The sequence below is a fragment of the Aeromonas sp. PS2Canimalfood6 genome (genome assembly GCF_048276795.1).
Classification (GTDB): domain Bacteria; phylum Pseudomonadota; class Gammaproteobacteria; order Enterobacterales; family Aeromonadaceae; genus Aeromonas; species Aeromonas caviae.
Window position 1 is genome coordinate 14,434 of the sequence record NZ_JBLUXC010000029.1, and the last position, 20,068, is coordinate 34,501.

A 20,068-nucleotide genomic window follows, 5' to 3' on the forward strand; every position below is an offset into this window, starting at 1 on the left:
CAAATTTAATCAATCGACATCCCGATGGCAATAGAAGTTATCTATTGGTGAATAGATTTGTTTCATTGGTTTTGGCGCGGCGGCTTATCTAAACTTGAGGCCCGAATACAGCTTATAAGCGTCTCGCATGATCCCTTTCAATTCACGGTTGCCCAGTCTGGATGAGCTGGTGGAGGAGGTGGCCGTGTCCGTCAACATCAACGGCATCAACCATGCCGTCATGATGGCCACCCCGGACGATCTCGACGATTTCGCCATCGGTTTTCTGTTTGGCGAGGGGATCATCGGGGGCAACCATGATGTACACGATATCCAGAGCACCCCGTCCGAGCACGGCATCGTGCTCGATGTCACCATCGCCAACCGCTGTCTGGCAATGCTTGGCCAGCGCAAGCGCCGCCTGGCCGGTGCCAGCGGCTGTGGCATCTGCGGCGTGGAGGCCATCGAACATGCGTTGCCCGTGCTCACCCCGCTGACCCCGGGCGCCCCCTTCGACACCGCCTCTTTGCAGGATCTGCGGGAGCGCATCGTCCCCTGGCAGAGCAAGGCCCGCCAGAGCGGCGCCCTTCATGCCGCCCTGGCGCTGGATGATCGCGGCGAGATCCTGGCCTGCCGGGAGGACATAGGGCGGCACAACGCCCTGGACAAGCTCATCGGCATGCAGCTGCGCCAGCCGGTGCAGGCTGCCACCCTGGTCATCACCAGTCGCTGCGGCAGCGAACTCATTCACAAGGCGGTGCAATTTGGCGCCGCTCACCTCATCAGCCTTGCCTCTCCCAGTCAGCTCGCGGTGCGACTGGCCCTGAAGTACAACCTGACCCTGATCCATGTGCCCCGATCCGATGCCCCGGTCTGCTATGCCAGCCCCCGCGCCCTGGATCACGTTGGAGACTCCCATGTCCAGTCATATTGAAAAACCGGCCAAGGCCGGCGGCTTTTCCTCCTTGCAGTCCACCTTCAAGCAGGTGCTGCGCAGCCAGAAGACCCGCCAGAACATCAAGAACCTGCTGCGGGTCAACCAGACCGACGGCTTTGACTGTCCCGGCTGCGCCTGGGGTGACAACAAGCAGGGGGCCTTCCAGTTTTGCGAGAACGGCGCCAAGGCGGTGGCCTGGGAATCCACCGGCAAGACGGTGGGGGCCGATTTCTTCGCCGAGCATTCGGTGCGCCGTCTCGCCACCCAGAGCGACTACTGGCTCGAATACCAGGGGCGACTGACCGAGCCCTTGCGCTACAACCCGGCCACCGATCACTACGAGCCGGTGAGCTGGGATCAGGCGTTTGCCCTCATCGCCGACAAACTCAAGAGTCTGGCCAGCCCCGACGAGGTGGAGTTCTACACCTCGGGACGCGCCAGCAACGAAGCCTCCTACCTCTATCAGCTGTTTGGCCGCCTCTATGGCACCAACAACTTCCCCGACTGCTCCAACATGTGCCACGAGGCGAGCGGGGTGGGGCTTATCCAGTCCGTCGGGGTGGGCAAGGGCACCGTGGTGCTCGATGATTTCGACGCCGCCAAAGCCATCTTCGTCTTTGGCCAGAACCCGGGCACCAACCACCCGCGCATGATGAACGCCCTGCGCAAGGCGGCGCGCCAGGGGTGCCAGATCGTCACCTTCAACAACCTCAAAGAGGTGGCCCTCGAGCGCTTCGCGAGCCCCCAGAGCCCGGCGGAGCTACTGACCCCGGCGGCCACCACCATCAGCCACCAGTACCTCACGCCAAAACTTGGCGGTGACATGGCGGCCATTCGCGGCATGGCGAAATACATTCTGGAAGAGGAGGGGGGGCGCATCGATCTCGCCTTTATCGAGCAGCACACCGCGCACTTTGACGACTACCTGGCCCAGGTGAAGGCCACGGAGTGGACGCAGATCGAGGCGCAATCCGGCCTCGGTCGGGAGGCGATCACACGGGCGGCGCAGATCTTCGCAAGCAGCGAGAGCGTGATCAGCTGCTGGGCCATGGGGATCACCCAGCACAAACATTCGGTCGACACCATTCGCGAAATCGTCAACCTGCACCTGATGTGCGGCCAGATTGGCAAGCCGGGGGCCGGACTCTGTCCGGTGCGCGGTCACAGCAACGTGCAGGGCAACCGCACCATGGGGATCAACGAGAAACCCAATGCCGCCTTCCTCGATCGCCTGGAGCGCTGTTTCCCGGTGGGCTTCAAGCGCACGCCGGGGCACAACGTCTACGAGGCCCTCAAAGCCCTTCATGGCGGCAAGAGCAAGGTGCTGATCTGCCTTGGGGGCAACCTGGCAGCCGCCGCGCCGGATACCGAGTTCACCTATGAAGCGATGCGAAGGAGCGAGCTCAACGTGCAGATCAGCACCAAGCTCAACCGCAGCCACCTCATGGTGTCAAAAGATGCCCTGATCCTGCCCTGCCTGGGCCGTACCGAGCTCGATCAGCAGCGCACCGGGGTGCAGAAGATCACCGTGGAGGACACGTTCAGCATGGTGCACGCCTCCACCGGGATGAACGAGCCGGTCTCGCCGCTCTGTCTCTCCGAGATAGACATCGTGGCCCGCATGGCCGAGGCAACGCTTGGCAGCGATCGGGTGGACTGGCTGGCGCTGCGGGATGACTACGGGCTGCTGAGGGATCTCATCGAGGAGACCATCGCGGGCTTTGGCGACTTCAACCGCCGCATCGAGGAGCCCTGCGGCTTCCATCTGGAGAACAGCGCCGCCCTGCTGCGCTGGAACACCGCGAGCGGGCGCGCCGAATTCAGGGCGAGCCGTTTGCCGGACTCCATCCTGCCCGAGTGCACCAGCCACTCGGAGCAGATGGTGGACCAGCCCGTGCTGCTGCTTCAGAGCCTGCGCTCCCACGATCAGTACAACACCACCATCTATGGCATGGATGACCGCTATCGTGGCATCAAGGGGCGACGCAATGTGGTCTTCATGAACGAGGAGGATGCCAGGAGGCTGGGGCTCGCCGAGGAGCAGCGGGTGGACATGAGTGCGGTGTGCAACGATGGGCGCGAGCGGGTGGTGCGGGGCTTTAGCGTCATCTTCTACGAGATCCCGAAAGGCAACATCGCCGCCTACTACCCGGAGACCAACCCCCTGGTGGCCATCGAGAGCATAGGGGAGGGCTCTTTCACCCCCACCTCCAAATCGGTGCCCGTACTGGTGACCCCGAGCGCCGCCTCGGTCGAGAGCCTGGCTGTCACGCTCTGATCTTCTGACATGGATACCGTCCGACCCCTGCCATGGCAGGGGTTTTTTATGGCCGGGCGGTGCCCGGCAAAGCCTGGGCCGATCAGCCCAGGGCCACCACCACGCAGTTTCGGCCCTGGTTCTTGGCATCATAGAGCGCCTTGTCCGCCTCCTTGAGCACGGCGGCGATGCTGGTGGCATCCGCTCCCCAGTGGGCGACGCCGAGGGAGATGGTGATGTGGCCAGCTACCTCCATGTCGTGGCTCGCCACCCGGGTACGCAGGCGCTCGGCGATCTTCTGCGCCTGTGCAAGGGAGACCCCGGGCAGCAGCAGCAGGAACTCCTCGCCGCCGCTTCGACACAAGGCGGCATCGGAACGCAGATCCTGCTGCATCAGGGTGGCGAGGGAGACGATGACGGCATTCCCCACGTCGTGACCAAAGCGGTCGTTGATGGCCTTGAAGTGATCGATGTCCAGGGCAATCACCGTCAGGGGCTGACGCTCGACCTCGTACTCGTCCAGCATCTGCTGCATGGCTCGGCGGTTGAACAGGCCCGTCATGGGATCGGTGTGGCTGTCGGTGTGCAGTTTGTCGATCTTGGTGTTGAGCAGCCCCAGCCCCTTGAGGATGGCCTGCTTCAACTGGGCTGCTTCGAAATACCAGGCGCGGATCCCCGAGATGCTGGTGGCGGCCCCCTGCTGATCCATGAGTCCGGCCCGGTTGGCCAGTTGCCGCAAGGGTCTGGCGATGATGGTGGCCGAGAGCCAGATGACGAAGAGAATGAAGAGGGTGACCGGGATCATCCCCTTGAGGATCTCCAGCATCTGTTCATCCAGACCGGCCAGGGTGGCGCTGCGGGGGCGCTGGGCCACTATCCCCCAGCCTGCGTCCGCCACCGGTGCAAAGCCTGCCAGCATCTCGCTGCCCCGGGAGTTGAGCACGCTTTGCGCGCCATCCTGCCCCTTGAGTACCGCATCCACCACCCGGTTCTTGCCAATCCTCTGGCCGATGCGCTCCGGGTTCGGGTGGTAGATGAGGGTGCGCTGGCGGTCCACCACATAAAGATAAGAACCATCCTGGTAGTAGTGCTGCCCCAGCAGGCTGGAGAGCACGCTGGCGGACTCCAGATAGATGGTGCCGGCAACATAGCCGAGGTAGCGCTTGTCTGCCGAGAAGATGGGGTGGGAGAGGCTGATGAGGTAGTTGCCAGTGAGGGAGACCAGAGGATCCGCGATGAGGGGCTGCTGGCTTGCCAGGGTCCGGCTCGCATTGGCCGAGGTGAGCTTGACCCCTTTCACATGCAATGCCTCGGGTGAGACGGCGACGATGACGGAGTCGGTGTTCACGATGGCGACCGAGTTGAAGGTGTTGGTCTGCTGGCGCAACTGGCCTGCCACCTCCTCGAGTCCATGGAGGTCGTTGCCCTGCAGCAAGGGGGCGAGCCGGGCCGCGCCATAGGCCAGCTGTCCCTGGGCCGAGCGCAGCATGGTCTCGGTGGAGGCGGCGAGCTTGGTGGCATAGACCCGGTTTGCTTCCAGGGTGCTGTCGATGAGCAGTTGTCTTTGTGCCTGATAGATGGCGTAAAAGCTGTTGCCAAAGGTAGCCAGCACGCCGATGACGGCCAGCGCAAGGATGAGGCGATGCAGATCAAACCTCAGCAGCCAGTGAGAGTGCATGAACGAAACGGATCCTTGTCGTGGCGTCGGGGCAGTGCGGCAATTTTAAGGGGGGTGACCGCCCAATGCCATCGTTAATGTGATTCTCGAATGGTTCCCTTTCATGGCGTGTCCTGGGCGGCAGCCCCGTCCCCTGTCGTCATGAGGCCGGTGAGGGCGGGATCCGCCAGCTCTGCCACCGTCTGCCAAAAGGGGGCGACGAGGGGATTGTCGTTGCCCGGCGGGCGAATGAGCCCGATGATCCAGCTTGCGTCGGCCTCCCCGAGGGGCAGGGTCAGCACATCGGGATGCTCAATGGTGGTGGAGGAGGGGACCAGGGTCCAGGCGATGCCGGCCGCCGCGGTGGCGATGCCGGCGGCGAAGTCGTTGACGTACTGGATGTCCTGGAAGCGCAGCCCGCTCTGGGCCAGATAGTGCACGAACTGATCGTGAAACGAGGGGGCCTTGTCCCGGCGCAGGATGGCGAGCGGCTTCTCCTGCAGATCGGCGAGCCCTGCCACCCCCTGATAGCCTGCGGGCAGCACGGCGACGAAATGGGCGCGCACCACGGGCAGCACCGGCCAGCCCTTGGGGGCGGGCAGGCGGCAGAAGCCGAGATCCAGGCGGCCCTCCGCCAGCGCCAGCAACTGGTGATGGGTGGAGAGATCGTTGAGCTCGATGGCGACCCCGGGGCGGCCGGCCCGAAAGCGGGCGATGGCGGCGGGCACCAGCAGCTTGGTGGCGACCCCGAAGCCGATGCGCAGGGTACCCGCGTGGCCCGCCAGCACGTCGCGGGCGCTGCGGGCGAGCTGCTCGCTCTGGGCCACCAGGGTGCAGGCGTCGGCGTAGAGGGCGCGCCCGAGCACCGTCAGCCGGGTGCTGCCGGCGTTGCGCTCGAACAGCTCGCCGCCAAGGTCCGCCTCCAGCCGGCGGATCTGCTTGCTCAGGGCCGACTGGGTGACGTGCTGGCGCGCCGCCGCCTGACCAAAGTGCAATACCTCCCCCAGGGTGACGAAGGCTTTCAGATCTCTCAACTCCATGGTGCCTCGCTTGATTCCAGGTAGGAATGATAGGTGGCCATATTTGTCATTGGACGGAATTCTAGAAGTGTTGGATGCTGGTGCCAACTCATTTCGGACCCCTGTACGGGGTCGACGTATCACGGGATGGCCCCCGCCATCCGCGTAGAAGGAGCAACACCAGATGCATCATCACAAGTTCAACGACTTCCCGAACGGTTTCCTCTGGGGCGCCGCCTCCGCCGCCTATCAGGTGGAAGGGGCCTGGAACGAGGAGGGAAAGGGCCCCTCGGTATGGGACAGCTTCACCAAGCTGCCGGGCAAGACCTTTGACGGGAGCAACGGAGACGTGGCGGTGGATCACTACCACAGGGTGGAAGAGGACGTGGCGCTGATGGCCGAGATGGGGCTCAAGGCCTATCGCTTCTCGGTGAGCTGGCCGCGCATCTACCCGACGGGGCGTGGCGAGGTGAACGAGGCGGGGCTCGCCTTCTACGACAGGCTCATCGACGCCCTGCTGGCCCACGGCATCGAGCCGGTGCTGACCCTCTATCACTGGGATCTCCCCCAGGCCCTGCAGGATGAGTACGGCGGCTGGGAAGACAGGCGCATCATCGACGACTTCGAGCGCTATTGCGTGACCCTCTATCAGCGCTTCGCCGGCAAGGTGAAGTACTGGGTGTCGCTCAACGAGCAGAACTACAACCTGACCAACGCCTACCAGCTGGGCACCCATCCTCCCGCCGTGCAGGACAGGAAGCGTTTCTTCGCCGCCAACCACATCGCGTTTCTCGCCAATGCCCGGGTCATCAAGGCGTTTCGCCAGCACGTGCCAAACGGCCTGATCGGACCGAGCTTTGCGTACTCCCCCGCCTATCCGGCCTCCTGCGCCCCGAGCGACATGCTGGCGTTCGAGAATGCCGAGGAGTTCACCAACCTCTGGTGGCTGGATGCCTACTGCTTCGGCCGTTACCCCCAGGCGGCGCTCGCCTATCTGCGGGAGACCGGCGAGGCGCCGGAGATCCTGCCGGGCGATCTCGAGCTCTTGCGCGAAGGCACCCCCGACTACATCGGGGTCAACTACTACTACACCCTGACCTTCACCGACAACCCCCTCGGCGGCCAGACGATGCAGCGCATCAACACCACGGGCAAGAAGGGCACTACGCCCTCCAGCGGCATTCCCGGCCTCTACAAGACGGCCCCCAATCCGCACCTTGAGACCAGCAACTGGGACTGGGCCATCGATCCCACCGGGATGCGCATCGCCCTGCGCCGGCTCTCCTCCCGCTACGCCCTGCCGCTGATGATCACCGAGAACGGCCTGGGGGAGTTCGACAAGCTGGAAGCCGGGGACAAGGTGAACGACGACTACCGTATCGCCTATCTGCACAGCCACCTCAAGGCGTGCCAGGAGGCGATGCAGGACGGGGTCGAGCTGATTGGATATTGCGCCTGGTCCTTCACCGACATCCTGAGCTGGCTCAACGGCTACCAGAAGCGCTACGGCTTTGTCTACGTGGACAGGGACGAGCAGGGAGGGTCTCTTCGTCGCATCAAGAAAGAGAGCTTCCACTGGTACAGCCAGGTCATTGCAAGCGGTGGCAAGACCCTGTAACGGGCCCGGTGTGCCGCCCCTCGTCTGCCCAATGCCGGAAGGCCCCCTCATCGGAGGGGGCCTTCCTTGTTTGTGCAGCAGGCAACCATGACCGCCTAGATAAACATGCCGCCCGAGGCTTCGATGCGCTGGGCGGTGATCCAGCGGCAGTCATCGGAGAGCAGGGCGGCGATGGCGCCACCGATGTCGTCGGGCTGACCCACCCGGCCAAGGGCGGTCTGGCTCGCGAGAAAGTCGTTGACCCCCTTGTTGTCGCGCACCACGCCGCCGCCAAAATCGGTCTCGATGGCGCCGGGGGCCAGCACGTTGACCGCGATGCCCCTGGGGCCCAGCTCCTTGGCCAGATACTGGGTGAGCACCTCGACGCCCCCCTTCATGGCGGCGTAGGCGGCATAACCCGGCATGGCGAAGCGGGTGAGGCCGGTGGAGAGGTTGAGGATGCGACCGCCATCTGCCAGGAGGGGCAGGAGCGCCTGGGTCAGGAAGAAGGTTCCCTTGAGGTGGATGTTGAGCAGGGTGTCGAACTGCTGCTCCGTGGTCTGCTCGAAGCTGGCATGAATGCCGATCCCGGCGTTGTTGACCAGGAAGTTGAAATGGGTGCGCTGCCACTCCCGGGCGAGCAGTTGCGTCACCTCCTCTGCAAAGGCCGCGAAGGTGGCGCTCTCGCCCACGTCCAGTGCCAGGGCATGGGCCTGAACGCCGAGGGCGCGGGCCTGGGTCACCACCGCCTCCGCCTCTGCGGCCTGGCTGCGATAGGTGATGATGAGGTCGACGCCTTTGGCGGCGAGGGCCAGGGCCCCGTGCTTGCCAAGGCCGCGGCTGGCCCCGGTGATGAGGGCGATGGGTCTGGTCATGGTATGACTCCTGTCAGGGTGGCGGACACAGGCTCGATACGAGCCGACCGGATCACTGTATTGTTCCTTTTAAACTGGATAAATAGCGTGATAATAGAATCACTGTTCCGTTTATCGAGACAATCAGACCATGGATCAACTGGATGCGATGAGAGCCTTCGTGCGGGTTGCCGAGCTGGAGAGTTTTACCCGCTGCGCCGAGCAGACGGGCATCCCCAAGGCGACCCTCTCTGCCGCCATCCGCCGGCTGGAGGAGCGCATGGGGACCCGGCTCCTGCTGCGTACCACGCGGCGGGTGCAGCTCACCACGGACGGCCAGCTCTGCTATGCCAGATGCCGGGAGCTTTTGGCGGACATGGAGGAGTTTGACGGCCTGTTTCGCCAGGGGGGGCAGATCTCGGGACAACTGCGGGTCGACATGCCAAGCCGGATGGCCCGCCACCTGGTGATCCCGGCCCTGCCGGACTTTCTGGCGCAGCATCCCGCCCTGCAACTGATGCTGAGCAGCACGGACAGGCGGGTGGATCTGGTGCGCGAGGGGTTTGACTGCGTGGTGCGGGTCGGGGGGCTTGAGCCCTCCAGCCTGGTGGCCAGGCCCCTTGGTCACTATCGCCAGATCAACTGTGCCAGCGCAGGCTACCTGGCTCGCCACGGGGTGCCCCGCACCCTTGGGGATCTGGCGGGCCACCGGCTGGTGCACTATGGTCCCGGGTTTGGTGCCGGGCAGGGACGCAGCGAACCCGGCTTTGAATACCTGGCGGAAGATGGCTGCCGCGCCCTGCTGCCCATGGCGGGGGCCCTCATGGTCAATGACAGCGAGACCTACCTGGCGGCGGCGCTGGCGGGGCTTGGCATCATCCAGATGCCGCGGGTGGGGGTCGAATCCCTGCTCGCGGGGGGCGAGCTGGTGAGCATCCTGCCCCAGTGGCAGCCGCCGCCGCTCCCCATCCACGCCCTCTATGCCCATCGCCGCCAACTGGCCCCCAGGGTCCAGCTCTTCATCCACTGGCTGGCGGGGTTGCTCGCCGCCCATCTCGGGGGCGCCTCAGAGGCGGCTGCGCCTTGAGCGAAACTCCCTCGGCGAGAGGGCAAACGCCTCGCGAAAGAAGCGGGTAAAGCTGCTCTGGCGGGCAAAACCCAGGCGCTCCCCCACTGTCTGCAGGGGGAGGGCGGGATCCTGCAACAGGCGGCAGGCCTCCTCCCGGCGCACCCGCTCCAGCAGGCCCGAGAAGTGGCACCCTTCCTCCCGCAGATGGCGGTTGAGGGTCCAGCGGGTCAGTTTGAGGTGCTCGCACACCCCATCGAGCAGAGAGGAGGCCTCGGCGCTCTCTTGCCACAGCTGTTGGCGGATGAGTGCCATCACCCTGTCCCGGTAGCGGCTGCTTGGGCGAAGCTGGGCCATCTGCCGGTCGAGCTCCCCGAGCAGCAGGGGTTGCAGGGGCAGGTTGCACTGCCCGTGGGCGAGATCGAGCAAGGCGGCGGGAAAGTGCAGCTCGAAGGCCGCCCCCTGTTGCAACCGCCCTTCCAGCCAGCCTGCCAGCTCACGCCACAGCCTGGGGCGTACCGGGGTGGGCAGCACCAGCAGCCCCTGGCCCGGGTGGTAGAACTGGAGCAGGGCATAGAGGTGGCAGAGGTTGGCCAGGCTGCTCAGGGCGATGACGTCCGGGTGATCGGACTCCGAGTGGTAGCTGATCCTGGCCTGCCCCTCTTCTTCTTGCAGGCGGATCTCGTCGCTCTCGCCGATAAGGGGGCGGTAGGCGAGGAAGAAGTGCAGGGCCTGGCGAAGGGTGGCGGCGTTGCAGCACAGGCTCGCCAGCGACATGAAGTCGGCAAAGAGGCCGGGGAGGGCGGGGGGCGTCCAGTCGAGGGCCAGATCCACGTGGGGGGCTGCCCCGGCCAGCAGCCGGAAGTGGCGCCCGGTGTCGAGCCGCCCCTGGGGGATCAGCAGCTCTTCGTGGGCGATGCCGCAGGGGTGCAGGAGGGCAGCAGGATCCCGCCCGCGGGCCTGCCAGTGGTTGAGGCAGTGCAGGGCAATCCGGTTGGAGACGGTCTTCACGGCAAAAATCCTTGTCAGCGGTGGCCCACCATCATCGACCAACGGCGGCGGATTGCCGTGAGCCAGCGCCGCTTTCATGTTTCAGATTTGTAACCAAGGGTAACCCTGCAACCCTTTTCACACTTTTCAATCCTGCTCCCAACCGGCAACTTCCTGCACCCGACGGGCAAGTGAGAGGGGCCGCTTTTGCATAGAGTGGCGACTCCTACACACACAAGGAAGATAACAACAATGAAACACCACTCGCTCTCCCGAACCCGTGTCGCCCTCGCCATCGGGGCCCTGCTGCTGGCAGGGTGCAACGACAACGACTCCACCCCCAAGCCCGAGCAGCCCGTTCTGGGCCACCGCACCGTCACCCTCATCGAGCAGGACGGCCTGCAATTCAAGGATCTCGATGGCAGCGGCACCCTGACCCCCTACGAGGACTGGCGCCTCGGCGCCGCCGAGCGGGCCCGGGATCTGGTGGGCAGGCTCACCCTGGCCCAGAAGGCAGGGCTGATGATGCACGGCACCCTGGTGCTGGACGGGGCGGGGCGGGTGAACCTCGCGGCCATGGACAAGATGCTGCGCGAGGACGGGGTCAACACCTTCATCACCCGCATGGCCGGTGATCCGGCGGCCATCGCCGCGGACAACAACACCCTGCAGGCCCTGCTGGAAGGGGTGGGATTCGGCATCCCCATGACGGTGAGCACGGATCCCCGCAACCACTTCACCCATGATCCCAACGCCACCAGTATCGGTGCCGGGGCCTTCTCCCAGTGGCCCGAGACCCTGGGGCTGGCCGCCATCGGTGATGCCGCCCTGGTGCAGCGCTTTGGCGACATCGCCCGTCAGGAGTACCGGGCCGTCGGCATCCACGAGGCCCTCTCGCCCCAGGCGGATCTCGCGACCGAGCCGCGCTGGGGCCGCATCAACGGTACCTTCGGGGAAGACAACCTGCTCGCCAAGTCCCTGGTCAAAGCCTACATCGAGGGCTTCCAGCAGGGGAGCGAGGGGATAGGCAAGGAGAGCGTGGTCACCGTGGTCAAGCACTTCGCCGGGGCCGGTCCCCAGAAGGACGGGCTGGATGCCCACAACCCCTGGGGCAAGGAGCAGGTCTACCCCGGCGGTCAGTTTGCCTACCACCTGGTGCCCTTCGAGGGCGCCTTCGAGGCCAGGGTGGCCGCCGTGATGCCCTATTACGCCATGCCCCTGGGCCTGACCCAGGATGGGCAGCCCGTCGAGGAGGTGGGGTTTGGCTTCAACCGCCAGATCATCACGGATCTGTTGCGGGGCCACTTCAAGTTTGACGGCGTGGTGCTGAGCGACTGGGGCATCGTCAATGACTGTGACAGCCGCTGCGAGCAGGGGTTGACCCAGGATGAGGTCAATGCCGGGGTGAGCCCCTGGACCGTGCCCTTTGGCATGTCCTGGGGCGTGGAGAAGCTCACCAAGGCCGAGCGTTATGCCAAGGCCATAGACGCCGGGGTGGATCAGTTCGGTGGCGTGGAAGATCCGGCTCCCCTGCTGGCGGCGGTGCAGAGCGGTCTGGTGACCGAGGCGGCCATCACCACCTCGGCCGAGCGGATCCTGGCCCAGAAGTTTGCCCTCGGGCTCTTCGAGAATCCCTATGTGGATGCCGAGGCCGCGGTGGCCCTGGTGGGCAAGGCCGAGTTCCAGCAGGAGGCCCAGGCCGCCCAGGCGGCGTCTCACGTGCTGCTGAAGAACGAGGGGGCCCTGCTGCCGCTGAAGGCGGACGGCAAGCGGGTCTATCTGCACAATGTCAACGCCGAGGTGGCCAGGGCCAACGGCTATACGGTGGTGACGAACCTGGCCGATGCGGAGCTTGCCATCGTGCGGGTCAACGCCCCGGGCGAGCAGGATCCCCGCTTCCCGTTTGGCAGCATCCACTTCGGCCAGCTCGGCTTTGCCAGCAATGATCAGGTGGTGCAGGAGACGGCCCACGAAGGGGTCTACCGCGGCGCGGATGACTATGCCGCCATCCAGGCCATCGAGCAGGCCGGGGTGCCCCTGGTGCTCTCCGTCTATCTGGACAGGCCCGCCATCCTGACCGAGGTGGCCCCGGCGGCCCGGGTGCTGCTGGCCAACTTCGGCGCCCTGGATCAGGCCCTGTTCGATGTCATGAGCGGGACCCAGAAGGCACGCGGCAAGCTCCCCTTCGAGCTGCCCTCGAGCTGGCAGGCGGTGCTGGCCCAGTCCCCGGACGTGGCCAAGGACTCACAAAGCCCGCTCTATCCCTACGGGGCCGGTCTGGCCTATTGACGGACAGGGATGTTCTGTCTCTCATCAAGGCGCCTTCGGGCGCCTTTTCCATTGCCCCCATCGACAATCCCGGTTTGGCGCAAGGGGTTGGCTTGGGCATAATGGCGCCCCGGCAACGGGTGCGGTGGCCAGTGTGGCGGGCACCCGGTCACAGTGCACAGGAGATGAGATGAAATTTATCGGAGCCCACGTCAGTGCGGCGGGCGGGGTGGAAAACACCATCGCCCGGGCCAAAGCCATCGGGGCCAATGCCTTCGCCCTGTTTACCAAGAACCAGCGCCAGTGGCAGGCGGCGCCCCTCTCCGAGGCCAGCATTCGCGCCTTCAAGGCCGCCTGCGAGAAGGAGGGCTTTCGTCCCGAGCAGATCCTGCCCCACGACAGCTACCTCATCAACCTGGGTCATCCCGACCCCGACGCCCTCGCCAAGTCCCGGGATGCGTTTCTGGACGAGATGAAGCGCTGCGAGCAACTGGGGCTGTGCTACCTGAACTTCCACCCGGGCAGCCATCTCAAGCAGATCCCCGAGGCGGTGAGCCTCAAGCTCGTGAGCGAGTCCATCAACTGGGCGCTGGAGCGCAGCGAAGGGGTGACGGCGGTGATCGAGAATACCGCAGGCCAGGGCACCAACCTCGGCTGGTCGTTCGAGCATCTGGCCACCCTCATCGACGGAGTAGAGGACAAGAGTCGGGTCGGCGTCTGCTTTGACACCTGCCACGCCTTCGCCGCCGGTTACGATCTGCGTACCCCCGAGGGGTGCGAGGCGGTGTTTGCCGACTTCGACCGCATCGTGGGGTTCCAGTACCTCAAGGGGATGCATATCAACGGCGCCAAGTGTACCTTCGGTAGTCGGGTCGACCGTCACCACAGCCTGCGGGAGGGCAACCTCGGCGAGGCGGTGTTCCACCACATCATGAACGACGACCGTTTCGACGGCATCCCGCTTATCCTCGAGACCATCGACGAGTCCATCTGGGGCGAGGAGATATGCTGGCTGCGCAGCCTGGCCGGGAGCCCGCGCCCGGCGTGATGCCGGGGTCCACCATTGGGTAGCAAGGAGAGACGATGCACGACGAGACAAGGGCACCCCTGCGCTTTGGCATTGCCGGGGCGGGGGCCATCGCCCGGCGTTTTTGCCGCGATGTGAACGGGCACGCCAGGGGAGCCGAGGTGGTGGCCATCGCAGCTCGGGACCAGGGACGGGCGGACGAGTTCGCCCGGGATCTGGGGCTGCCCCACGCCTATGGCAGCTATGAGGCCCTGGCCGCCAGCCCCGAGGTGGAGGCCGTCTATGTGGCGGTCATCCACCCGGAGCACGCGGGCCTGGTGAGGCAGATGCTGCTGGCGGGCAAGCACGTACTGGTGGAAAAACCGGCGGTGACCCGGGTGGCGGATTGGGACGCACTGGTGGCGCTCGCCCACGCACGCGGCCTGCTGCTGCTCGAGGCCATGAAGGTGATGTGCTTTCCCGCCATGCGCGCCCTGTTGCAGCGCCTGCCCCTGCTGCCGCCGCCGCGCGAGCTGCGGGCGGCGTTCGGTTCGACCCAGCCCAGGGTGGGCAAGCTGTTCGATCCGGCGCTGGATGGCGGCGCTGCCTGGGACGTGGGGGTCTATCCCCTCTGGCTCCATGCCGCCCTCTGCCATCGGCTGGGGCTGGGCTGCCCCGCCCCCGAGGTGACGCTGACGCGGGCTCCGGGGGAGGTGGATCTCGCCGCCAGCTTCACGTTCGATGAGCCGTTTCGGGCCGAACTCGGGGCCTCCATCATCGAGGATCTCGAGCGGGAAGCGTCCTTGTCCGGGGAGGGGTGGCGCCTGGTCATCGAGGGCAAGTGGTGGAATCCCCAGCACATTCGCTGGCAAGGGGGGCCTGCTCCCGTCATCTGGCCGGCGGACATCTATCTGCCGGTGGAGGGGGGCGGCATGCAGCACGAGGCGGATCACTTCGCCGATTGCCTGCGCCACCGGCTGCTGGACTCCCCCTGGGTGCCCCAGGCCGTGACCCGGCAGGTGCTCGGCTGGATTGAAGGGGGACTCGCCGGCTGAGGCCGGGGAAGGGCTGAGGGCCGAGGGGAGCATCGGCTGAACGACAAGGGCGCCAATGGCGCCCTTGTCGTATCCGAAGGGCTTCTCACGCCAGGGTCTGGGCGCGGCAGAAGGCCAGGAAGCGGCGCAGGGCGGCGGAGTGGAACTTCTGCTTGTGCCAGACGAGGGAGAGCTGGCGGGGGAAGCGGCGACTCGGGGTGAGGGCAACCAGGCGCCCCTGTGCCAGCCGATCCGCCACCGCGAGGCGGGAGATGAAGGAGATGCCGAGCCCCTTCTCCACCGCCAGCATCACCGCCTCCAGGGTATTGAGCTCTATCCCCGCCTGCCAGCGGGGCAGGTGGGGCTGGAGCTGCTGCTCGAACTGCTCGCGGCTGCCGGATTGCGCCTCGCGCAGCACCCAGGTTTCCCCGGCAAGCCGGCGCAGGGGCAGCTCGAGCTGATCCGCCAGGGGGTGACCGGGGGCGGCGATGATGAGCATCTCGTCCTCCAGCCAGGGTTCGCTCACCAGGTCCGGGTGGTGGTTCTCCCCCTCGATGAGGGCGAGATCCAGTTCGAAGTGGGCGAGGGCATGGCACAGGAGGTGGGTGTTGGCGATGGTGACCCTGGGGGCGACCCCCAGCTCCTGGGCCCCCTCCGCCAGCAGGGCGGGCAGCAGGTAGTTGCCGATGGTCTGGCTGGCCCCGAGGTGCAGCTGGCCGCTCGGCTCGGCATCGGGGCTGAAGAGCTGCTCTATCTCCTGCATCCGGGTCAGCAGCTCCTCGGCGGCCGGTTGCAGCAGGCGCCCCTCGCTGTTGAGCTGAAGCCTCGGGTGCACCCGATCGAACAGGGGCGTGGCGAGCTGGCGCTCCAGCTCCTGCAGCGACTGGGAGACGGCCCCCTTGCTCAGGCAGAGTTCATTGGCGGCGCCCCCCAGGTTGCCGTGGCGGGCGATGGTGGCAAACACCTTGAGTTGTTGCAGGGTGAGCTTCATATCGTTTGATTTTCCTAAACGCTAAGTTCAATTCATTTAGATATCGTAAACGATAGACCCCCTTTATCCTATGCCCATCGTCATCATCAAGAGGGTATCCGCCATGATCGCAAGAACCCGCCGCTCCCTGGCCGCCGCCCCGACCCCCATGGCCGGTCTGGCTCTGGGGATCGCCAGCCTCGGCTGGTGCTGGGAAAATGCCGGTCAGTTCGATGGCCGTCTGCAACTGCTGGGGGCCGCCATCGCCGCCGTGCTGCTCCTCGTCCTGACCTTCAAGTTCCTGATCCACCCGCGCCTGCTGTGGCAGGATCTCGCCCATCCCGTGGTGGGCAGCGTGGTGCCCACCTACGCCATGGGGACCATGGTGGTCTCCAAGGCGGTCGGCCTGCTCGCCCCGACCCTGGGGCAGGGGCTCTGGCTGTTTGCGGTCATCATCCACCTCGTCTTCCTCACCACCTTCGTCTGGCACAGGGCCAGAGCGTTTGAAATCCATCACATGGTGCCGAGCTGGTTCGTGCCGCCGGTGGGGATCATCGTGGCTGACGTGGCCTACCCGGGCGGTCCCTTCGCATCCCTGGCCACCGGCCTGCTCTGGTTCGGCATGGCCTGTTACGGCCTGATGCTGCCGCTGATGCTCTATCGCCTCATCTTCAGCCACGAGGTGCCGGATGCCGCCAAGCCAACCATCGCCATCCTGGCCGCCCCGGCGAGCCTGTCGCTGGCCGGCTACCTCACCGTGAGCCAGGACCCCTCCCTGCTGCTGGTGGCGGTGCTGCTCGGGATCGCCGTGCTGATGACCGGCATCATCTACCTGGCCTTCATCAAGCTGCTGCGCCTGCCGTTCTCGCCGGGTTACGCCGCTTTCACCTTCCCCCTGGTGATCGGGGCCACCGCCCTGTTCAAGGTGAGTCACCTGCTGTCGCAGTGGCCACAGGCGGCCCGTTATGCCGAGCAGCTCCATCAGCTGGCCTATCTGGAGCTGGGGGTGGCCACCCTGGTGGTGGGTTACGTGGCCCTGCGTTACCTGATGTTCTTCCTGCCGGTCGTGCAGGATGACCTGCCGGGGCAGCCTGCACGCCGCTAGGCACAAGGTTTTCATCCCCCCTCGTCATCGACCCCGCCCGTGCGGGGTCTGCCGTTCGTGATGCAGTGACGCAGAGGGGAATCAAATGAAGCAGATTAATTTTGTCAATCCGTGAAGTGGCTTAAATAGTTGCCCATACAGGCGACATTCAGTTGGCGTTAACTGGTAATACCTGTCACGATACGCGCCACTTTATCTTCCCATTGTTTTGTCGTGCCCCATGTCCTCATCTGATCCCGTGTTTGACGCCCGATTCCAGCCTCGTCTGCTGCACCCCCGTTACTGGTTGAGCTGGCTCGCCCTCGGCGCCATCGGTGTGCTCGCCTTCGTGCCCCCGCGCTGGCGGGATCGCCTGGCCGATGCTCTGACGCCCCTGGTATGCGCCATCTCGAAGAAGCAGATCTACATCGCCAGGACCAACCTCGCCATCTGCTTCAAGGAGAAGAGCGAGGCCGAGCGGGAGGCCATCCTGATGACCTCCATCCGGGTCGGCCTCAAGAGCCTGCTGGGCTTTGGCGAGTTCACCTGGCGCAGCCCCGCCCACGTGATGGGGCGGATCCAGGTCAGCGGCTGGGAACATATCGAGGCGGAGCAGGCCGCTGGCCGACCGGTGATCCTGGTGGTGCCCCACAGCTGGCCCATCGATGCGGCGGGCTACTACTTCGCCCAGCGGGGCCTGCCCATGTGCACCATGATGAAGAGCGCCCGCAACCCGGTGTTCGACTGGCACATCAACGGCGCGCGGGCCCGGCACGGCTGCCGCGTCTATGAGCGCAGCGCCGGCATCAAGCCGGTGATCAAGGCGGTGAAATCCGGTCTGAGCTTCTTCTATCTGCCGGATCAGGATCACGGCCGGGAGGCGAGCCTGTTTGCCCCCTTCTTCAACCACCCCAAGGCGACGTTGCCGGCCCTGCCACGGCTGGTGAAGCTGACCGGTGCCCGGGCCCTGCCGGTGCTGGCCTGCTATGACGAGCAGGCGCACGGCTACCGGCTGGAGGTCGAGGCTCCCTACGCCGACTACCCGAGCGCGGATCTGATGGCGGATACCTGCCGCATGAACGACAGCGTGGAGCGCCAGCTCTGCCGCCACCCGGGCCAGTACATGTGGTTCCTCAAGATCTTCGACACCCGTGAGGATCAGGTGGGGCCGGATGGCCTCTACGAAGAGGGGATCCGGCGCATCCGCCGGGGCCTTGCTCCTCATCCCTGAGCCTTGCGCTCACCCGGTGCAAAAATGTGGCCCCAAGCGGGCCACTTTTTATTTCTAACTTGTCTGATCAGTGACTTGGCGCGGTGGCGCTGTGCAGGGCAGGGTAGAAAAAGTTGTCAGGATCACTAAAATGACGGTCTGTTTTGATGATTCGATGGCGACCATGTCCGCACAAGATCCGGTGTTTGATACCTCTTTTCATCCGCGCCTGCTGCACCCCCGTCTATGGGGCAGCTGGCTGGCCGTCGCCCTGCTCTCCCTGCTGGCCTGGGTGCCGGCAAGGGCACGGGACAAGCTGGCCGACTACCTGGCCCCCCTGCTGCTGCGCGTCTCCACGAAGCAGGCCTACATCGCCGACACCAACCTCAAGATCTGCTTCCCCCATCTCGACGAGGCGGGCCGTCAGGCCCTGCTGCTGAAATCCATCCGGGTGGGGCTCAAGACCTTCCTGGGCTTTGGCGAGCTGACCTGGCGCAGCCCCGACTTCCTCAAGGGGCGCGTCAAGGTGAGCGGCTGGGAGCATGTGGAAGCGGAGCGGGCAGCCGGTCGCCCCATGATCTTCGTGGTGCCCCACACCTGGGCGGTGGACATGATTGGCCGCTACTTCCCCCTCCAGGGGATCAAGATGTGCACCATGATGAAAAGCCCCAAGGATGCGGTGTTCGACTGGTATATCAACCGCGAGCGCAGCAAGGGCGGGCGTATCTACGAGCGCAGCGTCGGCATCAAGCCCGCCATCAAGGCCCTGCGCAGCGGCGACAGCTTCTTCTATCTGCCGGATCAGGATCACGGCCGGGAGGCGAGCCTCTTCGTGCCCTTCTTCAACCACCCCAAGGCGACCCTGCCGGCCCTGCCCAAGCTGGTGAAGCTGACCGGTGCCCGCGCCGTGCCCATTCTGGCCTGCTACGACGAGGATCAGGGGGGCTACCGGCTGGAGATCGAGGCGCCGTTCGACCCTTATCCCACCGCGGATCTGGTGGCGGACGTCAACCAGATGAACCGCATGGTGGAGCAGCAGCTTGGCCGCTTCCCCGAGCAGTACATGTGGTTTCTCAAGATCTTCGAAACCCAGGAGCACGATCAGGGCGAGGACGGTCTCTACGAGGCGGGGATCCGCCGCATCCGCCAGGGGCTGCCACCGGAACCTTGATCGACACGGCCCCCTTGCGGGCCGTTTCTGACAGGGGTGGCAGGCCACCAGCAAACAGGTGCAAACAAGGTGCAAAAATAGGGTAAAAGGGCGGTCATGAAAATTCCAAATCGAATCCAACCTCTGGTTGATGACGGCCTGGTGGACGATGTCATCAGCCGGCTGATGAGCGGCAAAGAGGCCGACGTCTATGTGGTGCGCTGCGGCGACGAGATCCGCTGCGCCAAGGTCTACAAAGAGGCGTCAAAGCGCAGCTTCAAGCAGGCCGTGGTCTATCAGGAAGGGCGGCGGGTACGCAGCAGCCGCGATGCCCGCGCCATGGAGAAGGGCTCCAAGTACGGTCGCAAGCAGCACGAAGAGGTGTGGCAGAACACCGAGGTGGATGCCCTGTTCAAGCTGGCGGCGGCCGGGGTGCGGGTGCCCAGGCCCTATGTCTGCCTCGATGGCGTGCTGCTGATGGAGCTCATCACCGACGCCGACGGCAACGTCGCTCCCCGTCTCAACGACGTGGCCCTGACCCGTGAGCAGGCTCTGGTGGATCATGGCAAGGTGATCCGCTACGTGGTGCGCATGCTCTGCGCCGGGCTCATTCACGGGGATCTCTCGGAGTTCAACGTGCTGGTGGACGAAGAGGGGCCCGTCATCATCGACCTGCCCCAGGTGGTGGATGCCGCCGCCAACAACCAGGCCAGGGCCATGCTGGAGCGGGATGTCGACAACATGCGCAACTACTACGGCATGTATGCCCCCGAGCTGCTCAAGACCCGGTATGCCCGGGAGATGTGGTCCTTGTTCGAGGATGGCAAGCTGGGCCCCGAGACCGAGCTCACCGGCCTGTTCGAAGAGAGCCGGGAGGCCATCGATCTGGATGGCGTGCTGCACGAGATAGAGAGTGCCCAGGAGGAGGCCATGGCCCGCCGGGCCAGGTTGCAGGCGGAGCAGGAAGAGGAGTCCTGACGGGCCTTCATT

At 65.2% G+C, this 20,068-nt stretch carries 16 protein-coding genes; 11 read left to right on the plus strand and 5 right to left on the minus strand.

Features of this window, described 5'->3' with window-relative positions; genetic code table 11:
• The first annotated feature begins 127 nt into the window (after window positions 1-127).
• Together fdhD and ACNPAA_RS12820 are read left to right on the plus strand one after the other, a co-directional pair.
• Window positions 128-913, plus strand: a complete 786-nt coding sequence (gene fdhD, locus ACNPAA_RS12815; RefSeq protein WP_323937399.1) for a formate dehydrogenase accessory sulfurtransferase FdhD — start codon at window positions 128-130, stop codon at window positions 911-913.
• Window positions 897-3,194 carry an FdhF/YdeP family oxidoreductase gene (locus tag ACNPAA_RS12820; protein WP_043156120.1) on the plus strand — a complete coding sequence of 766 codons (2,298 nt, stop codon included), beginning with the start codon at window positions 897-899 and terminating at the stop codon, window positions 3,192-3,194. The genes fdhD and ACNPAA_RS12820 overlap by 17 nt, the downstream gene beginning before the upstream one ends.
• Window positions 3,195-3,276: 82 nt before the next feature.
• Here ACNPAA_RS12820 and ACNPAA_RS12825 read toward each other — a convergent pair whose 3' ends face one another.
• Together ACNPAA_RS12825 and ACNPAA_RS12830 are read right to left on the minus strand one after the other, a co-directional pair.
• Complete coding sequence (locus tag ACNPAA_RS12825) at window positions 3,277-4,851, minus strand: diguanylate cyclase (RefSeq protein WP_417891807.1); 1,575 nt, start codon at window positions 4,849-4,851, stop codon at window positions 3,277-3,279.
• A 101-nt stretch (window positions 4,852-4,952) separates the two neighbouring features.
• The gene (locus ACNPAA_RS12830; protein WP_279473796.1) at window positions 4,953-5,870 is read right to left on the minus strand and encodes a LysR family transcriptional regulator; all 918 of its coding nucleotides are present in this window, start codon (window positions 5,868-5,870) and stop codon (window positions 4,953-4,955) included.
• Between the two features lie 163 nt (window positions 5,871-6,033).
• Here ACNPAA_RS12830 and ACNPAA_RS12835 point away from each other — a divergent pair, with 163 nt between their 5' ends.
• A complete protein-coding gene (locus ACNPAA_RS12835) occupies window positions 6,034-7,467 on the plus strand; it encodes a glycoside hydrolase family 1 protein (RefSeq protein ID WP_151028238.1) in 1,434 nt (477 codons plus the stop codon).
• A 95-nt stretch (window positions 7,468-7,562) separates the two neighbouring features.
• On the opposite strand, the gene ACNPAA_RS12840 is transcribed toward ACNPAA_RS12835, so the two are convergent.
• Window positions 7,563-8,321, minus strand: a complete 759-nt coding sequence (locus ACNPAA_RS12840; RefSeq protein ID WP_039039080.1) for an SDR family NAD(P)-dependent oxidoreductase — start codon at window positions 8,319-8,321, stop codon at window positions 7,563-7,565.
• Between the two features lie 130 nt (window positions 8,322-8,451).
• On the opposite strand from ACNPAA_RS12840, the gene ACNPAA_RS12845 reads away from it, so the two are divergent.
• The gene (locus ACNPAA_RS12845) at window positions 8,452-9,387 is read left to right on the plus strand and encodes a LysR family transcriptional regulator (protein ID WP_103243185.1); all 936 of its coding nucleotides are present in this window, start codon (window positions 8,452-8,454) and stop codon (window positions 9,385-9,387) included.
• Here the strand turns inward: ACNPAA_RS12845 and ACNPAA_RS12850 are convergent.
• A complete protein-coding gene (locus ACNPAA_RS12850; RefSeq protein ID WP_069785077.1) occupies window positions 9,367-10,377 on the minus strand; it encodes a helix-turn-helix transcriptional regulator in 1,011 nt (336 codons plus the stop codon). The genes ACNPAA_RS12845 and ACNPAA_RS12850 overlap by 21 nt on opposite strands.
• Before the next feature lie 231 nt (window positions 10,378-10,608).
• Between ACNPAA_RS12850 and ACNPAA_RS12855 the strand changes: the two genes are divergently transcribed.
• The 3 genes from ACNPAA_RS12855 (at window position 10,609) to ACNPAA_RS12865 (ending at window position 14,685) form a co-directional block, all read left to right on the plus strand.
• Window positions 10,609-12,645, plus strand: coding sequence for a glycoside hydrolase family 3 protein (locus ACNPAA_RS12855; RefSeq protein ID WP_103243184.1), 2,037 nt, complete (start codon window positions 10,609-10,611; stop codon window positions 12,643-12,645).
• A gap of 169 nt (window positions 12,646-12,814) precedes the next feature.
• Window positions 12,815-13,672 (plus strand): deoxyribonuclease IV, encoded by an 858-nt coding sequence (nfo, locus tag ACNPAA_RS12860; protein ID WP_201872783.1) that lies wholly within the window; start codon window positions 12,815-12,817, stop codon window positions 13,670-13,672.
• A 35-nt stretch (window positions 13,673-13,707) separates the two neighbouring features.
• A complete protein-coding gene (locus tag ACNPAA_RS12865) occupies window positions 13,708-14,685 on the plus strand; it encodes a Gfo/Idh/MocA family protein (RefSeq protein WP_052816399.1) in 978 nt (325 codons plus the stop codon).
• Between the two features lie 85 nt (window positions 14,686-14,770).
• On the opposite strand, the gene ACNPAA_RS12870 is transcribed toward ACNPAA_RS12865, so the two are convergent.
• Window positions 14,771-15,655, minus strand: a complete 885-nt coding sequence (locus ACNPAA_RS12870; protein ID WP_201872781.1) for a LysR substrate-binding domain-containing protein — start codon at window positions 15,653-15,655, stop codon at window positions 14,771-14,773.
• A 103-nt stretch (window positions 15,656-15,758) separates the two neighbouring features.
• Between ACNPAA_RS12870 and ACNPAA_RS12875 the strand changes: the two genes are divergently transcribed.
• From ACNPAA_RS12875 to ACNPAA_RS12890, 4 genes are all read left to right on the plus strand, one after another.
• Window positions 15,759-16,739: a TDT family transporter gene (locus ACNPAA_RS12875; protein ID WP_049636403.1), complete on the plus strand. Its 981-nt coding sequence runs from the start codon at window positions 15,759-15,761 to the stop codon at window positions 16,737-16,739.
• A 220-nt stretch (window positions 16,740-16,959) separates the two neighbouring features.
• Window positions 16,960-17,949, plus strand: a complete 990-nt coding sequence (locus ACNPAA_RS12880) for a lipid A biosynthesis (KDO)2-(lauroyl)-lipid IVA acyltransferase (RefSeq protein ID WP_045524804.1) — start codon at window positions 16,960-16,962, stop codon at window positions 17,947-17,949.
• A 154-nt stretch (window positions 17,950-18,103) separates the two neighbouring features.
• On the plus strand, window positions 18,104-19,099 hold the full coding sequence (locus ACNPAA_RS12885; protein ID WP_049636402.1) for a lipid A biosynthesis acyltransferase: 996 nt from the start codon (window positions 18,104-18,106) through the stop codon (window positions 19,097-19,099).
• Window positions 19,100-19,195: 96 nt separating this feature from the next.
• Complete coding sequence (locus tag ACNPAA_RS12890; RefSeq protein ID WP_029314478.1) at window positions 19,196-20,056, plus strand: PA4780 family RIO1-like protein kinase; 861 nt, start codon at window positions 19,196-19,198, stop codon at window positions 20,054-20,056.
• Window positions 20,057-20,068: the final 12 nt, after the last annotated feature.

Excerpts from the sequence above, each read along its gene's own strand:
- fdhD (WP_323937399.1), top strand. The coding sequence starts at position 128 with ATGATCCCTTTCAATTCACGGTTGCCCAGTCTGGATGAGCTGGTGGAG.
- ACNPAA_RS12820 (WP_043156120.1), top strand. The coding sequence starts at position 897 with ATGTCCAGTCATATTGAAAAACCGGCCAAGGCCGGCGGCTTTTCCTCC.
- ACNPAA_RS12825 (WP_417891807.1), bottom strand. The coding sequence starts at position 4,851 with ATGCACTCTCACTGGCTGCTGAGGTTTGATCTGCATCGCCTCATCCTT.
- ACNPAA_RS12830 (WP_279473796.1), bottom strand. The coding sequence starts at position 5,870 with ATGGAGTTGAGAGATCTGAAAGCCTTCGTCACCCTGGGGGAGGTATTG.
- ACNPAA_RS12835 (WP_151028238.1), top strand. The coding sequence starts at position 6,034 with ATGCATCATCACAAGTTCAACGACTTCCCGAACGGTTTCCTCTGGGGC.
- ACNPAA_RS12840 (WP_039039080.1), bottom strand. The coding sequence starts at position 8,321 with ATGACCAGACCCATCGCCCTCATCACCGGGGCCAGCCGCGGCCTTGGC.
- ACNPAA_RS12845 (WP_103243185.1), top strand. The coding sequence starts at position 8,452 with ATGGATCAACTGGATGCGATGAGAGCCTTCGTGCGGGTTGCCGAGCTG.
- ACNPAA_RS12855 (WP_103243184.1), top strand. The coding sequence starts at position 10,609 with ATGAAACACCACTCGCTCTCCCGAACCCGTGTCGCCCTCGCCATCGGG.
- nfo (WP_201872783.1), top strand. The coding sequence starts at position 12,815 with ATGAAATTTATCGGAGCCCACGTCAGTGCGGCGGGCGGGGTGGAAAAC.
- ACNPAA_RS12865 (WP_052816399.1), top strand. The coding sequence starts at position 13,708 with ATGCACGACGAGACAAGGGCACCCCTGCGCTTTGGCATTGCCGGGGCG.
- ACNPAA_RS12870 (WP_201872781.1), bottom strand. The coding sequence starts at position 15,655 with ATGAAGCTCACCCTGCAACAACTCAAGGTGTTTGCCACCATCGCCCGC.
- ACNPAA_RS12875 (WP_049636403.1), top strand. The coding sequence starts at position 15,759 with ATGATCGCAAGAACCCGCCGCTCCCTGGCCGCCGCCCCGACCCCCATG.
- ACNPAA_RS12880 (WP_045524804.1), top strand. The coding sequence starts at position 16,960 with ATGTCCTCATCTGATCCCGTGTTTGACGCCCGATTCCAGCCTCGTCTG.
- ACNPAA_RS12885 (WP_049636402.1), top strand. The coding sequence starts at position 18,104 with ATGGCGACCATGTCCGCACAAGATCCGGTGTTTGATACCTCTTTTCAT.
- ACNPAA_RS12890 (WP_029314478.1), top strand. The coding sequence starts at position 19,196 with ATGAAAATTCCAAATCGAATCCAACCTCTGGTTGATGACGGCCTGGTG.